This is a genomic window from Helicobacter suis (genome assembly GCF_902196125.1).
In the GTDB taxonomy this organism is placed as follows: domain Bacteria; phylum Campylobacterota; class Campylobacteria; order Campylobacterales; family Helicobacteraceae; genus Helicobacter; species Helicobacter suis_B.
The window spans coordinates 38,413-52,287 of sequence record NZ_CABIKG010000005.1 but is presented as its reverse complement, the minus strand read 5'-3'; the positions used below and the strand labels follow the sequence as shown (position 1 = coordinate 52,287).

The following is a 13,875-nucleotide window of genomic DNA, read 5'->3' as shown; positions in this document are numbered from 1 at the left end:
AGATTAGAGGTTATTTTGCGTTTTTTTCTAAAAATTTTTACTATGTTTTAACCCTTAGCAAACTCTTTAGTCTACCTATAGCGCTAGTGGTAAAAATTGTGTCTACAACTAATTTAAGAGCGGTATAAATCTTGGATATGATAAAGTCCGGGTTTTTGTAAGACTAGCCACTTAGCCGCCTCTAAAGCACCCTTTGCAAAGATAGTACGATCAGTAGCGGTGTGGTTAAATTCTAAGTATTCGCCGTCTAAATAAAAACCCACAACATGGCTACCCACCAAATCGCCCCCGCGCAAACTAGAAAAGCCAATTTCACCCTCTTTGCGTAGCCCTTCTCTGTTTTGTTGGCATGCTTGTTTAAAATCTATTCCTCTAGCCTGCGCACAGGTTTGTCCTAAAGTAAGCGCGCTTCCACTGGGTGCGTCTTTTTTGTAGCGGTGGTGGATTTCGCTAATTTCAATATCCGCATGGACTAAGTCTTTAGCCACTAAACCTACAATTTTATTCAATACAGCCATCCCTAAAGACATGTTAGAGGCATGCAAAACAGGGACTTTTTGGCTTAAATCTAGCAAAGCTTGCCATTCTTTTAAACCAGTAGTACCGGAAACTAAGGGGAGGGGGCGTTTAAGTAAGACTTGGATTAATTGATCTAAAGCCTTAGCAGAGGAAAAATCAACCACGATCTCACAATGGCTAACAAACTGCTCAATATCATTGGTTACAAAAGTATCTTGCGGGAGAATTTGGGCTAGATTTAAACTTAGATTTTGGCGCACAAAGACGCTAGAGAGATTTAAATGGGGGTGTTTTTGTACCTCTCTGACTAGCAAACTACCCACCTTACCACTAGCTCCAAAAATACCAACTTGTAACATCAGCTATGAGAATCCAAATAAGCAATTGCAGAAAGAGCAGCCGTAGCTCCATCGCCTGCTGCACACACCACTTGTTTAGCCGCGCTAGTGCGCACATCACCTGCTGCAAAGAGACCTTTAATACTAGTTTTCATGGATAAATCCACCATAACAGCGCCATAAGAATCGCAAGCACATAGCATGCTCCCATTTTCTTGTTTTAACACTTCATTATTGATCTCATAGCCTACAAAGATAAAGATACCGGGTACGGCTAGTTCTTCTATAGCGCCTGTCTGGGTGTTTTTTAAAACAACCGCATTCACTCCAGAAGCATTCCCTTTAATCTCTTCAATCACGGCGGGGGTTAAAAACTCAATCTTAGGTTCATTTTTAGCGCGCTCAAGGGTAATAGGTGCGGCGCGGAATTGATCGCGGCGATGAATCAAATGGACTTTACTACACATTTTAGCTAGATAAAGCGCCTCTTCTAAAGCCGTATCCCCGCCTCCTAAAACAGCCACTTCTTTATTTTTATAAAAGAATCCATCGCATGTAGCACAGGTACTCACCCCATTGCCCCAAAACTCTAACTCGCCTTTAATCCCTGCTCTTTTAGGCCGCCCGCCGGTGGCTAAAATCACGCTTTTAGCTTCAACACTCTTACCCTCATCTGTATAGATCACAAAATGATCCTCTTGAAAACTAACCTGAGTAACAAGAGTCATTTCCTGCTTTAGCCCAAAGCGAAAGCATTGTTCTTGCCATGGTTGCATGAAATCTAAGCCACTTACTACCTCGCGCACGCCCGGGTAATTTTCAATCTCGCTACTAAAGGTGATCTGCCCTCCCGGGGCTCCTTTTTCAAATAAAACCACCTCTTTTACACCCCCCCTTGTTGCGTACAACCCCGCACTTAAGCCCGCAGGGCCTCCTCCAATAATGGCAAGGTCTAGTAGAGATGAGTTGTTAGAGGAGTTTGTCAATGTTATCCTTTAAAGATTGTTTGGAGAGCGCGCCCACAGTCTGATTCATTACCTTGCCATCTTTCATGTAAAGCAAAGTGGGGATACTGCGGATACCATAGCGAGAGGATAGCTCTTCTTGTTCATCTGTATTGACCTTACAAATTTTAGCCTTACCGGCATATTCAGCGGCTAATTCATCAATGATAGGGGCAAGCATTTTACAAGGCCCACACCATGGAGCCCAAAAATCCACCATCACCGCACCATTACCGGTTTCTGCATCAAAATTTTCACTGGTCAGTTCAACATATTCTGCCATTTTCTTACTCCTTTTGTTTTTTAAATTTAGCCCAGCATTGTATAACATAGAATATAAAGCCTACCTTTAGGGTCTTATCTTCATTAAAGGGTAATATTTTTAATCCATTCAATCTGGCAGTGGGGGGGAGTGCCTTTAAGTATGATTGCATCAATGCAAAAATCATAATCTACTTGGCTTTGTTGTAGATAAATACCAATGCTCTTTTTAATTTTTTCAAGCTTGGAGGGGGTGATTGCATAAACAGGGTCTGTATTTTTACGACTCTTAACTTCTATGAAGTGTAACACTTGATCATAAAGGGCAATAATATCAATTTCACCAAAGCGACAAGTAAAGTTTTGCGCTAAAATACAATATCCCCTAGTGATTAAATACTGGCATGCAAATTGTTCGGCTAATCTCCCCTTAGTAAAACTCATAAAGACACAGTACTTGTATTTGGCGTATATCTTTAGAAGTTTTTAAGGGTTTTAAACACTGCTCTAAGCTTTGATCATCAATGGGGGGGGTTGTATAAATGTGTGTGTTTTGATCTTGAATGACTAATTTAGCCTCTAAAATATCTACTAGATTAGGGGCATTTTTAATAAATTCTAAGCGGATATAGCGAGACCTCTTAGGGTGCGCACAGATTGGATAGGGGGTGATGGGCAATTTTAAAGGCTTACTCTTTTGTTTTAAATTTTTAGACATCTCTACTAGATCGCTAATAACCGCACTTGCACTTGCCATTCCCCCCGCTCCAGGCCCACAATAAAAAGTCTCCCCCACACAATCCCCAACAAGACTCATCCCATTCATCACTCCCTCTATTTGCGCTAATAAACTCCGCTTAGGTAATAACATGGGTTCTACTCCCAATGTGATGCCCTCTTTGTATTTGTGGGCATAGGCCACTAGTTTAATGTGATAACCTAATTGTTTGGCATAATGCAAATCAGAGGGTTGGATCTGTTCAATCCCTTCTACATGGATAGTGTTTAGATCAATTAGGCTATTAAAGGCTAAGAAAGCTAGGATTAAAAGCTTATGCGCGCTATCTTGCCCGCTTACATCTAAATGGGCATTAGCTTCTGCATACCCTAAACTCTGGGCTTTTTTAAGCGCCTCTTGAAAATTCTTCCCCAAAGCCATTTGGCTTAAAATAAAATTACTTGTACCATTAAAAATTCCTTGTATGGCCGTGATTTCATTGGCCACTAAACCCTCTTTTAATGCCCTAATAATAGGAATTCCCCCCCCCACACTTGCCTCAAAACCAATATTAGCATGCAAAAGATGGGGGTATTTAGCCAACATCGCCTTATTAGCCGTGATAAAACCTTTATGGCGTTTTAAAGCTTGCTTAGCTATTTGGTAGGCTAATTCTACTACGCCTGTAAGTTCTAGTACAATTTGAATATCCGGATCTTCTAAAATATCCTCCAAACAAGTACTAAGGGGAAAATTGATCTCCCGTGTTTTAGATAAGTCTTTAACAACCCCCCTTTTAATCACTAAAGAATGCCCACACCGCCTAGCTAGCAAGTCTTGGTGTTTGTTTAGAATTTTAACAACACTCAACCCCACACAACCAAGCCCTACAATCCCAATATACACAGCTGCCATTTATTTGACATCTTTCTTAAGTTCGCTTTGGCTGTGGAATTTGTGGGTGAAAAAATCCACTAAAGAGTCTAGGTATTTAAGAATAAAGGGAGTGATGAGCATAGAAAAGATGATCATTAAAACCAAAAATTGCTGGATATCACCTGCACCCACACGGATAATATCATGATCGCGCAAGAAAGCTAAAACGCCTTGATGTTTTTGTAAGGTTAACAAATTGAGTTTACTCGCACTTAAAAACACGACTAAAGCAAACTCCCCAATTTGGGCAAGTGAAAGCGCTGTTTTGATCGCACTTTGCGCATCTCTAAAAACACGCAAGATTAAAAAAAGGACTAAAATTTTTAAGCACATGGCTAGACTGATTAAAAGAATCACAGCAAAGATATTTTCAAATAAAAAGTCTAAATGGATTTGCATGCCCACTGTAACAAAAAAGAGACCTAAGAAAATATTTTTCAAAGATTCAAATTCTTCTTGTACACGGATACGGTAGCGCGATTTAGAAATAGCAATACCGGCCACAAAAGCCCCTAAAGACATAGAAAAACCAAAAAAGTGGCTTAGGCTTGCTGCGCCTAGAATGATGAGTAAAATTGTACCCATAAAAAGCTCAGGTAGGCGACTCTCTGCTGCTAGATTTAAAATCTTGGTGGCTGTTAATCTGCCCGGTAAGAGTAAAAGGGCTAAAATAATGGCTGAGGATACAACGGTTTTAATGATAAGTTTTAATAAATGATCACCCCCCCCTCCCATGAGCATTAAAATGAGTAAAATCGGGATTGCTGCGATGTCTTGGAAGATTAAAATCCCCACCACAATTTTACCCACAGGCGTATTTAGTTGCTTACTCTCTTCAAAAGATTTTAGTACAATAGCCGTGGAGGATAAAGAAAAACCCATTGCCACTACTAAAGAAAATCCCCAGGACGATCCCATCACATAATAGCCAAAGACCACAAGAACAATGGAAGTAAGCACCACCTGCAACCCTCCAAATAACAAAACTTCTTGTTTCATGCTCTTAAGTTTGTCAAGGTTAAATTCTAGGCCAATCATGAACATCAAAAAGACAATCCCAAAATCTGCAATATCTGAAAGCGATTCAAAATCTGCAATGCGAAATAACGCAGCAATCACTAATCCAGTTAGGATATAACCAATGATTACGGGCATTTCTATTTTCTTTAATAACAAACCACTAACCACACTCAACCCCAACCCCGCTACAATCACATACAGCGCATGTGTTTCCATAATTCTATGCCCTTAATTCTGCTTGTTTTAAAAACATTGGGTTTTTGAAAGCAATTATTAAAAGCGCCCATTATATAATAGGTTGGATAAACAAAAAAGGTGTTATGCGTGGAACGGGCAATTGCGCTAGTGGGTGTGTATGAGTTGCAAGGTTTAATCCCGGAGGCTTTAGAGGTTTGTAAAAGTATTCTTAGAAATGATCCACATAACCAACAGGCTTTACAGATGTATAAGCGCTTGAGTGCTTTAAAACCCCACTCTAAAGTAGCCACCACTCCTTCCAAGAAAAAGCCCACCCCCCTTTCTTTAAGCCAATATGCGCCCTTGCAACATTTCCAAACCCAAAATATGCAAACTCTCTTTATTCAGGCGACAACTCAAACAGAATTACAAACCATAGAGGAATGGCTAATCCGATGGAATTAAAAAATATTATCTCCCAAACCCTTAATGAAATTAATCAAGTACGCAATGAAACAAAACCCGCCCTTAAAGCTGCGCCTTCCAAACCCCCTACGCCTAAACTCTTACAAGAGGAGAAACAATTTTTAATTGATTTAGAACAAAAAACCCTATTATTGTTTGAGGGGCTCAAATCCCCGCAAACAAAAAATATATCCATGAAATTAGACTTGGTGATTAACTATTTACAATACCAGCTTTATATGATTGAAGAGAGGCTGAAGGCCTATGAGGATTGATAATTTTATTTTTAATTTAATTTGTGTTAGAATTAAAAAGCTTGTTGATTAATTCTTGTGAGGTAAAAATGATCAGGATACTCATGATAGAAGATGATGCAGAATTAGCCGAAATTTTAAGTGAGTTCTTAAATCGCCATGGCATTGAGGTTGTTAATTGCGATGAACCCTATACCGGTATTAGTGCAGCCATCACCCACCAGTATGATTTATTGCTTTTAGACTTGACTTTGCCTAATTTAGATGGCTTAGAGGTGTGCAAAAAAATCTCTAAACAAAAAGACATTCCCATTATTATTTCCTCAGCCAGAAACGATTTAGACGATAAGGTACAAGCTTTTGAGTGTGGCGCAGATGATTATATCCCCAAACCCTACGATCCTAAAGAACTCCTTATTCGTATCCAGTCTCTCTTACGCCGCTACCATAAAAAGCCACTTCAAGAGGGTAGTTTGCAACAAAGAAGTTCGCTCTTTCGCATCGATTCAGATGCGCGCGAAGTGTTTATGCACAATAAAAAGTTAGAGCTCACCCGTGCGGAGTATGAAATCCTTACCCTTTTGATCAGTAAAAAAGGCCATGTGTTTTCTCGCGAATCGATTGCTATTGAATCTGAGTCAATCAACCCAGAAAGTTCTAATAAGAGCATTGATGTGATCATTGGGCGTTTGCGATCTAAAATTGAAAAAGATCCTAAAAAACCAAAGCACATCATTTCGGTGCGAGGAGTCGGCTACAAACTAGAGTTTTAAATTGCCATCTTCAATCTTTAGTAAGATCGTCTTTTTATTTGTTGTCTCAATTGCTAGTTTTGCGGCCTTTTCTTATTATTTTATCCGCTCCCAAATCGATCATGAGGATTTCCAAGCCCAGATTCGCCACCAGCAATTCATCACCACGATTAACCAAGTACTAGCCGATCGGAGTAACCGCTACTCTGCTGAGGTGTATTTGCATGAACTAGGTTTTCAAGAAATCACCCCGCAAGAGCTCCATGAAATCTTAGCTAACCAGAAAGATAAAGTTGAGGATAATGAAAACCCTCTAGCCCAAATCATTAAAGTAGGCAATAAAATATTTATCTCTCTTAAAAGTCAGGGTAATACCGTGCTATATAAAGAGATACATAAAACTTCTTATCGTAATTACTACTTTGCTATTTTATGTGGGGCGCTTTTAATCATTTTAATTTTCATGTTTATGTTACAGGGTTTCATGCCTATTAATGAATTACGCAAAAAAGTACATTTATTTTCTAAAGGCGAGATGAACATTGAATGTAAAATCGATCAACAAGATGAGATCGGCGATTTAGCTTTAGCCTTTGATAATGCTATTAAGAAAATCAAGGGCATGAATGAATCGCGCATTTTATTCTTGCGTGCCATTATGCATGAATTGCGTACCCCCATTACAAAGGGCATGATTGTAGCAGAAATGGTAGATGATACCCTCCAAAAAGAACGCCTTTTAGCCACTTTTAAACGACTCAATGCTTTGATTGAACAATTTGCACGCATTGAACAATTATCCTCTAAGAACTACAAAATCACTAAAGAGGTTTTTTTAATGGATCACTTGCTTGAGCATGCTAAAAATATGCTCTTGCTTGAACATGGGAGTACTTGTATTCAGGCTGATGTACCCAATTGTGTTTTTGAAACCGATTTTGAACTCTTTAGTTTAGTGATTAAAAATCTTTTAGATAATGGGCTTAAATACAGTCCTAACCGACAAGTACGCCTTGAGGTAGTGGGTAAGGATATACGGCTTTCTAATCAAGGCCAAGCGCTTAAAGAAGATTTGATTCATTACTTTAAACCTTATTTCCAGCATGAAAAACCCAGCGATGCGCACGGGTTTGGGCTTGGTATGTATATCATTAAAAGCGCTTTGGACACTTTGGGATTTCATCTAAGTTATACCCACCATGAAGGCAAAAATTTTTTTACAATCCATGGTTGTGTTTTACAAGAATTAACCCCCTCCTTTCTTAAATTTCCAGACCCCCAAAAATCTCTTAAAACTTCATGATTGGTTTTTATCACGCCTCTAAGCCCCCACTCCAACAAGCTTTATTGGCTTTACAACACCGTGGCCAACAAGGCATGCGTTTTACCCTCTCAAATGGTAAAAATCTTATTAATCCTCCCAGTTTAGAAACCACAACTTTAGAAAGTAAGCATGCCATCGGTCAAAATTTAGGTACATATCAAGATTTTCAAAGCAACCACTCTTTAGCCCTTGCCTTTTGTGGGCGCTTATCTAACTCAAATTCCCCCGCCTCTTTTATTCTCAATCTCTTAGAAAAAAGCCAAGCTAAAAGTTTAGTAAATAAGATTCAAGAGATTTTACCTCAGCTACAAGGGGGCTATAGTTTTTTACTCTTGAGTGCAGAGATTTTAATTGCTATGCGAGATATAAAGGGTTTTAGACCCTTAAGTGTAGGCTTTCTAAATAAAGGGTTTATGCTAGCTAGTGAAACTTGTGCTCTGCAGGCTCTAAGGGCAACAAAGATTAGAGAAGTAGAAGCGGGGGAAATGTTAATTTTTTCAAAAGAGGGCATGCAAACTTTTAAACAGCCCACAAACAACCCTAGCCCCTGCGTGTTTGAGGCGATTTATTTTAGCCACCCTGCTAGCCAGCTTTTTAACCAAAGCGTCTACACCTTGCGTGAGGATCTGGGTAAAATTCTAGCCAAAGAACACCCCCTTAAAGCAGATTTAGTGGTGCCAATCCCTAATAGTGGCACGCTAGCAGCCCTTTTTTACGCTAAAAGCCTTAATTTACCCTTTGCCCCCCTTCTTAGCCTTAATCCCTATGTAGGCCGCTCTTTTATAGAACCCACCCAAGAAGAGCGCCTACTTAAAGCAAAACAAAAATTCATGCTTGTACCAAATAGCGTTAAAAATAAAAGCCTCATTCTGATAGATGACTCTTTAGTACGCGGTACGACAAGTTTAGTTGTGATTGAAATGTTAAAAGAGGCAGGGGCTAAACACATTAGTTTACTTTTAAGCGCCCCCCCTCTTCTCTCTGCTTGCTTTTGGGGGATAGACATTCCAGAGGAGAGCGAGCTTTTAAGTGTAGCAGGAGAGGAAGCCTTAAAAATTGGGGCGGATTTTGTGGGGTTTTTATCCCTAGAGGGGCTTAGAGAAGCTATTAAAATGCACTTTTGTGAAAACTGCTTTAAAAGGAGAGATCATGTTTAAACGCTTTAGACGCCTTAGAACCACACAAACCATGCGTACGCTTGTGCGCCAAACCAAGCTTTGTATACAAGATTTTATCGCCCCTCTTTTTATTGCGCAAGGTTTAGAAGACAAAACCCCCATTGCCTCCATGCCCGGGGTCTATCAAATGGGTTTAAAGGCTTTGCTAGAGGAATGTGCGCTTTTGCAAAATTTAGGCATTCAAGCGGTTTTACTCTTTGGTATCCCTAAGCATAAAGACGCCATAGGCTCAGCAGCTCTTGATTCTAATCACCCTGTAGCTCAGGCAACAAAAGCCATCAAAAAGCATTTTCCTAATTTATGTGTGATCGCTGATTTGTGTTTTTGTGAATATACTGATCACGGGCATTGTGGGATTTTAAAAGAGGGGGTTTTAGACAACGATGCCAGCTTAGAAATTTTAGAAAAGCAGGCTTTGATCTTAGTAGAAAGCGGGGTGGATATGATTGCCCCTAGCGCTATGCTTGATGGCATGGTAGCTAGTTTACGCAAGGCTTTAGATAAGGTTAATTTTCATCATATTCCAATCATGAGTTATTCAACTAAATTTGCTAGTAGCTATTATGGTCCTTTTAGAGATGCGGCTAACTCAGCCCCTAGTTTTGGGGATCGTAAGAGTTATCAAATGGATTATGCCAACCGCAGAGAAGCCATTTTAGAAAGCTTAGAAGATGAAGTGCAGGGGGCAGATATTTTAATGATCAAGCCGGCCTTAGCGTATTTAGACATTTTGCGCGATGTCCGTGAACGCACGCTTTTACCTTTGGCGCTTTATAATGTAAGCGGGGAATATGCTATGTTTAAACTTGCACAGGCACAAAATCTTATGGATTATCCAGCGCTTTTATTTGAAACCATGATAGCTTTTAAACGAGCGGGGGCAGATATAATCATTAGTTATCACGCTAAAGAGATTGCAGAAATTTTACAAAGGGAGGTTTAATGGGAAGAGCTTTTGAATACAGAAGAGCGGCTAAGGAAAAACGCTGGGATAAAATGAGTAAAATTTTTCCTAAACTAGCTAAGGCTATTACTCTAGCAGCTAAAGAGGGCGGGGGCGATCCAGCTAGCAATGCTAAATTACGCACAGCTATTTTAAATGCCAAAGCCCAAAATATGCCAAAGGATAATATTGAGGCAGCAATCAAGCGGGCAAGCAGTAATGAGGGGAATTTGATAGAAATTAGCTATGAGGGGCGGGCTAATTATGGTGTTTTGCTCTTTATTGAGTGCATGACAGATAACCCCACCCGCACCATTGCTAATCTTAAAAGCTATTTTAATAAAACACCCGGGGCCAGTATTCTAAGCAATGGTTCTTTGGAGTTTATGTTTTCTAAAAAAAGTGTCTTTGAATGCGCCCTTTCTGATCTAAATTCTTTAGGGTTTTCAAGCGAAGATGTGGAGTTGGCTTTAATTGATTATGGTTTAGAGTCTTTAGAAATTATTGAAGATGTATTAGTGGCCATAGGTGATTATACAAGTTTTAAAGAACTCCATGAAGGATTTGATGCTTTAAAAATCCCCATTTTAAAAGCCTCTTTACAACGCATTCCCAATACCCCTATTGATTTAAGTGAAGAAGCGCTAGCAGAGAGTAGAAAGCTTTTAGATAGAATAGAAGAAGATGATGATGTCGTCGCGCTTTATACTAACATTTCTTGAGCTAGATAGCGCCTTAAAATCTCACAGGCAGCTAAACTATCTAGTGTGCCGTCTTTACGGGCTTTTTGGCGCTTTTTACTGGATAAATGCCAAAGATTCTTAAGCGCCTCTATACTACTATTATCTTCTTCTACATAAACAATAGGTGCAAAGTTAAGTAAATTTATAAAATGTAAGATGCGTTGGCGCGTGGTGTAGCAGGCATGGGGCAACCCGACGATGAGTTTGGTGGCCTTTTTAGTTTCTAAAAAATGGAGTAGTTCTAAACTAGCTTGTTTACGGTTAATGCGCTTAATAGGATCAAGGGGCAGAATAATTTTTTGTGTATAAATGGCAAGACCGATTCGTTTAAGCCCAATATCACATGCCAAAATCATAACAGCACAACCCGCCCGTTTTCTCGTTTAATCACCCCTAACAGTTCTTGTTCTAAGAGAAAATCCCCAAATTTAGCGTACGCTTCCTCAAAACTAGGCGCACTCTGGCAGAATTTTAAAAAAGCGTTTTGTGCTTTTTCTTTGGGGAGATTTGTGTTAAATTTTTGGGCTAATTGATCTAAAAAGGCATCTATATCATAAATTGCTCGGGCATTATTTTGTGCTAAAAGAAAGAGAGTTCCCTCACTCTCATAAAGCCGCTGGGGCAATACAAAGAGAGGTTTTTTTTGGGCTAGGGTTAAATGAGCGCTTGCCATAGAGCCGCTATTATGGCTTGCTTCTGGAATAATCACTAAATCGCTTAAGGCCACCACTAAACGGTTTCGTTCTAAAAATGAAAAACGATAAGGTTGAAATTTCTCTTTGTACTCGCTTATTAGTAAGCCTTCTTTGGCAATATCCATAATAGTTAAATGATTACTTGGAGGATAGATTAAATCTAAACTACAAGGGGAGATCATGATTGTATGGGGCAGTGCATTTTTTTGAGCAATAATATCTACCCCTAAAGCCCCACCACTAACCACCACTCCCCCTATTTGTACAATGCCCTTTGCTAATTTAGCCGTGAGTTGTTGGGTGTAGACACTGGGTTTGCGCGTACCCACTAGCGCAACTTTAAAAGGAGCATTGAGAAGTTCTAAGCGACCCGTATAGTATAAATTTTGTGGTGGATTTTTAAGATGCCCTAAGACTGTGGGCAGGGCATTAAGTAAGGTGTAGTTAAGATGGCTTAATACGGGCAAGTTTGAGCCTTATTCTTTTCTAGCACAATTTCAACTTCTAAAGTATCAATGTCATGGTTAGAATTAGCCCGTACATCAATCTTACTTGTTTGGGTGTATTTTTGCACCACAGCTAAAATTTCTTTTTTCATTTCCTCAATATAGGGCAAGCGCATGCTACGATCACAGGCTAAAACAAGTCTTAAGCGATCCTTAGCCACACCAGCGCTATTAGACCCTTTAGACCATCTGGTAAGTAAGTTCATGCAAACCACCCCTTAATAGCCCCAACTAGACCTTTTTTGGCTTTAAACTCAGGAAAGGCGACTTCTTGACCCAAAAGGCGCTGTGTGATTCGCTTAAAAGCTAAAGCGCTAGGGCTTGAGCTATAAATAATGGGCTCTCCTGTATTAGTCGCTGAAATGATCTTATCATCTTCGGGTACTAAACCAATGAGGGGCAAGGCTAGAATTTTCAACACATCTTCATTAGAAAGCATTTCTTGCTTTTCTACTAACTCAGGCTTGATACGGTTAATTAAAATATCTTTGATCATTTCTTGCCCTTCTTTAACCTTTTGACTCTTAGCATCAATAATTCCAATCACGCGATCGCTATCTCTAACACTACTAACCTCTGGTGTTACCACGATAATAGCGCGATCGGCAAAGAGCATGGCATGTTCAAACCCGCTTTCAATCCCAGCAGGAGAATCTAATAAGATAAAGTCAAATTGGGGTCTAACCTCATTAATTAAAGCCTGTACTTTAGATTTGTCTAAAATATTTTTATCCTTGCTCTGTGAGGCGGGTAGGAAATAAAGGTTTTTGTTCTTTTTATCATTAATCAAGGCTTGGGCTAACTTGCAGTTGCCCTCCATCACATCTACAACATCATAAACAATGCGGTTTTCTAAGCCTAAAATCATGTCTAAATTGCGTAGCCCAATATCAAAATCAATTGCTAAAACTTTCTTTTCTTGCATGGCTAGCCCAATGGCTAAATTAGCCGTAGTGGTGCTCTTACCCACTCCCCCTTTGCCCGATGTAATTGTAATAACCACAAGTTCCCTTAATTCTTAAATAAATACCCGCGCAAATGCGCCCCGATTTGCTCTAAGGGGTGGGTTTTAAAAGTTTTCTTATGGGCTTTTATTTGCGCATAACCCCTTTCTTTTTCCTCTAAAAATTGCCGTGTAAACGCGCCATTTTGAATACTCTTTAACACCTCTTGCATGCGCGCTTTAACACCAGTACCTATAATTTTATCCCCACTCACAAGCCCGCCATATTCAGCCGTATTAGAAATATGCTCTTGCATGCCAGCCACACCCTTAGTATAAATCAAATCCGCAATCACTTTAATTTCATGGATACACTCAAAATAAGCAACCTCCATTGGATAACCCGCTTCTACTAAGGTTTCAAATGCCTTTTTTAATAAAACCACCAGCCCGCCACATAATACCGCCTGTTCGCCAAAGAGATCGCCATGGGTTTCATCTTTAAAGGTGGTTTGTAAAATCCCCACACGCCCACACCCAAGAGCACAAGCATAGCCCAAAGCAAGTTCTTTAGCATTTTGCGCGCTATTTTCTTGTTCTATGGCCATGAGAGCAAAAACCCCGCTACCTTGTTTATAAGTCTCGCGTACTGCTTTACCCGTGCCCTTAGGCGAAACTAACACCACCCCCACCCCGATAGGTACTTTAACTTGCCCAAAACAAATACTAAACCCATGTGCAAAAATGAGAGTTTGTCCGGGCTTAATATGGGGCGCAATTTCTTGGTGATAAATATCTCCATGTATTTCATCGGGTAAAAGTAAAACTAGTATGTCGCACTCTTGTACACATGTACTAACACTTAAAACTTCAAATCCATCACTCTTAGCGCGTGCAATGCTAGGACTTGAAGGGTATAGCCCAATTTTTACATTTATTCCGCTATCTTTAAGATTAAGGGCGTGGGCGCGGCCATGCGATCCATAGCCTAAAATAGCGACCTTTTGAGATAAAAGCGTGTTTAAATTGACACCTTGATCTGTATAGATAGGCAAAGTCTTAAAAGGAGTGGACACGAATTACCTTTTTGCACTATAAT

18 protein-coding genes are annotated in these 13,875 nt (G+C 39.8%); 7 read left to right on the top strand and 11 right to left on the bottom strand.

The window, feature by feature from the left end:
- Positions 1 to 113: 113 nt before the first annotated feature.
- The 6 genes from dapB to G6Q00_RS02660 all read right to left on the bottom strand — a co-directional run bounded on the left by dapB (position 114) and on the right by G6Q00_RS02660 (position 5,012).
- On the bottom strand, positions 114 to 878 hold the full coding sequence (gene dapB / locus G6Q00_RS02685) for a 4-hydroxy-tetrahydrodipicolinate reductase (protein WP_163531901.1): 765 nt from the start codon (positions 876 to 878) through the stop codon (positions 114 to 116).
- Positions 878 to 1,843 carry a thioredoxin-disulfide reductase gene (gene trxB, locus G6Q00_RS02680; protein ID WP_163531900.1) on the bottom strand — a complete coding sequence of 322 codons (966 nt, stop codon included), beginning with the start codon at positions 1,841 to 1,843 and terminating at the stop codon, positions 878 to 880. The genes dapB and trxB overlap by 1 nt, the downstream gene beginning before the upstream one ends.
- Positions 1,827 to 2,144: a thioredoxin gene (gene trxA / locus G6Q00_RS02675; RefSeq protein WP_163531899.1), complete on the bottom strand. Its 318-nt coding sequence runs from the start codon at positions 2,142 to 2,144 to the stop codon at positions 1,827 to 1,829. Before trxA ends, trxB begins: the two co-directional genes overlap by 17 nt.
- Before the next feature lie 83 nt (positions 2,145 to 2,227).
- Complete coding sequence (locus G6Q00_RS02670; RefSeq protein WP_163498625.1) at positions 2,228 to 2,566, bottom strand: YraN family protein; 339 nt, start codon at positions 2,564 to 2,566, stop codon at positions 2,228 to 2,230.
- Positions 2,553 to 3,755, bottom strand: a complete 1,203-nt coding sequence (locus tag G6Q00_RS02665; RefSeq protein ID WP_163531898.1) for a homoserine dehydrogenase — start codon at positions 3,753 to 3,755, stop codon at positions 2,553 to 2,555. Before G6Q00_RS02665 ends, G6Q00_RS02670 begins: the two co-directional genes overlap by 14 nt.
- Complete coding sequence (locus G6Q00_RS02660; RefSeq protein WP_163531897.1) at positions 3,756 to 5,012, bottom strand: cation:proton antiporter; 1,257 nt, start codon at positions 5,010 to 5,012, stop codon at positions 3,756 to 3,758.
- A gap of 108 nt (positions 5,013 to 5,120) precedes the next feature.
- Here G6Q00_RS02660 and G6Q00_RS02655 point away from each other — a divergent pair, with 108 nt between their 5' ends.
- The 7 genes from G6Q00_RS02655 (at position 5,121) to G6Q00_RS02625 (ending at position 10,611) form a co-directional block, all read left to right on the top strand.
- Entirely contained in the window at positions 5,121 to 5,438 is a 318-nt protein-coding gene (locus G6Q00_RS02655; protein ID WP_163531896.1) for a hypothetical protein, read from the top strand.
- Positions 5,429 to 5,713, top strand: a complete 285-nt coding sequence (locus G6Q00_RS02650; protein ID WP_163498629.1) for a CiaD-like domain-containing protein — start codon at positions 5,429 to 5,431, stop codon at positions 5,711 to 5,713. Before G6Q00_RS02655 ends, G6Q00_RS02650 begins: the two co-directional genes overlap by 10 nt.
- A 68-nt stretch (positions 5,714 to 5,781) precedes the next feature.
- Positions 5,782 to 6,465 carry a response regulator transcription factor gene (locus tag G6Q00_RS02645; RefSeq protein ID WP_163498630.1) on the top strand — a complete coding sequence of 228 codons (684 nt, stop codon included), beginning with the start codon at positions 5,782 to 5,784 and terminating at the stop codon, positions 6,463 to 6,465.
- Between the two features lies 1 nt (position 6,466).
- Complete coding sequence (locus tag G6Q00_RS02640) at positions 6,467 to 7,747, top strand: ArsS family sensor histidine kinase (protein WP_163498631.1); 1,281 nt, start codon at positions 6,467 to 6,469, stop codon at positions 7,745 to 7,747.
- On the top strand, positions 7,744 to 8,925 hold the full coding sequence (locus G6Q00_RS02635) for an amidophosphoribosyltransferase (RefSeq protein ID WP_163531895.1): 1,182 nt from the start codon (positions 7,744 to 7,746) through the stop codon (positions 8,923 to 8,925). Before G6Q00_RS02640 ends, G6Q00_RS02635 begins: the two co-directional genes overlap by 4 nt.
- Positions 8,918 to 9,889, top strand: a complete 972-nt coding sequence (gene hemB, locus G6Q00_RS02630; RefSeq protein WP_163531894.1) for a porphobilinogen synthase — start codon at positions 8,918 to 8,920, stop codon at positions 9,887 to 9,889. Before G6Q00_RS02635 ends, hemB begins: the two co-directional genes overlap by 8 nt.
- Positions 9,889 to 10,611 (top strand): YebC/PmpR family DNA-binding transcriptional regulator, encoded by a 723-nt coding sequence (locus G6Q00_RS02625; RefSeq protein ID WP_163531893.1) that lies wholly within the window; start codon positions 9,889 to 9,891, stop codon positions 10,609 to 10,611. Before hemB ends, G6Q00_RS02625 begins: the two co-directional genes overlap by 1 nt.
- Here G6Q00_RS02625 and ruvX read toward each other — a convergent pair.
- From ruvX to ilvC, 5 genes are read right to left on the bottom strand one after another with little or no spacing between them, the layout of a single operon-like run.
- Complete coding sequence (gene ruvX / locus G6Q00_RS02620) at positions 10,593 to 10,988, bottom strand: Holliday junction resolvase RuvX (protein ID WP_163531892.1); 396 nt, start codon at positions 10,986 to 10,988, stop codon at positions 10,593 to 10,595. The genes G6Q00_RS02625 and ruvX overlap by 19 nt on opposite strands.
- Complete coding sequence (locus G6Q00_RS02615; protein ID WP_163531891.1) at positions 10,985 to 11,794, bottom strand: DNA-processing protein DprA; 810 nt, start codon at positions 11,792 to 11,794, stop codon at positions 10,985 to 10,987. Before G6Q00_RS02615 ends, ruvX begins: the two co-directional genes overlap by 4 nt.
- Positions 11,782 to 12,039 carry a cell division topological specificity factor MinE gene (minE, locus tag G6Q00_RS02610; RefSeq protein ID WP_163531890.1) on the bottom strand — a complete coding sequence of 86 codons (258 nt, stop codon included), beginning with the start codon at positions 12,037 to 12,039 and terminating at the stop codon, positions 11,782 to 11,784. Before minE ends, G6Q00_RS02615 begins: the two co-directional genes overlap by 13 nt.
- On the bottom strand, positions 12,036 to 12,836 hold the full coding sequence (gene minD, locus G6Q00_RS02605) for a septum site-determining protein MinD (protein WP_163531889.1): 801 nt from the start codon (positions 12,834 to 12,836) through the stop codon (positions 12,036 to 12,038). Before minD ends, minE begins: the two co-directional genes overlap by 4 nt.
- A gap of 8 nt (positions 12,837 to 12,844) precedes the next feature.
- Entirely contained in the window at positions 12,845 to 13,831 is a 987-nt protein-coding gene (ilvC, locus tag G6Q00_RS02600; protein ID WP_163531942.1) for a ketol-acid reductoisomerase, read from the bottom strand.
- Positions 13,832 to 13,875: the final 44 nt, after the last annotated feature.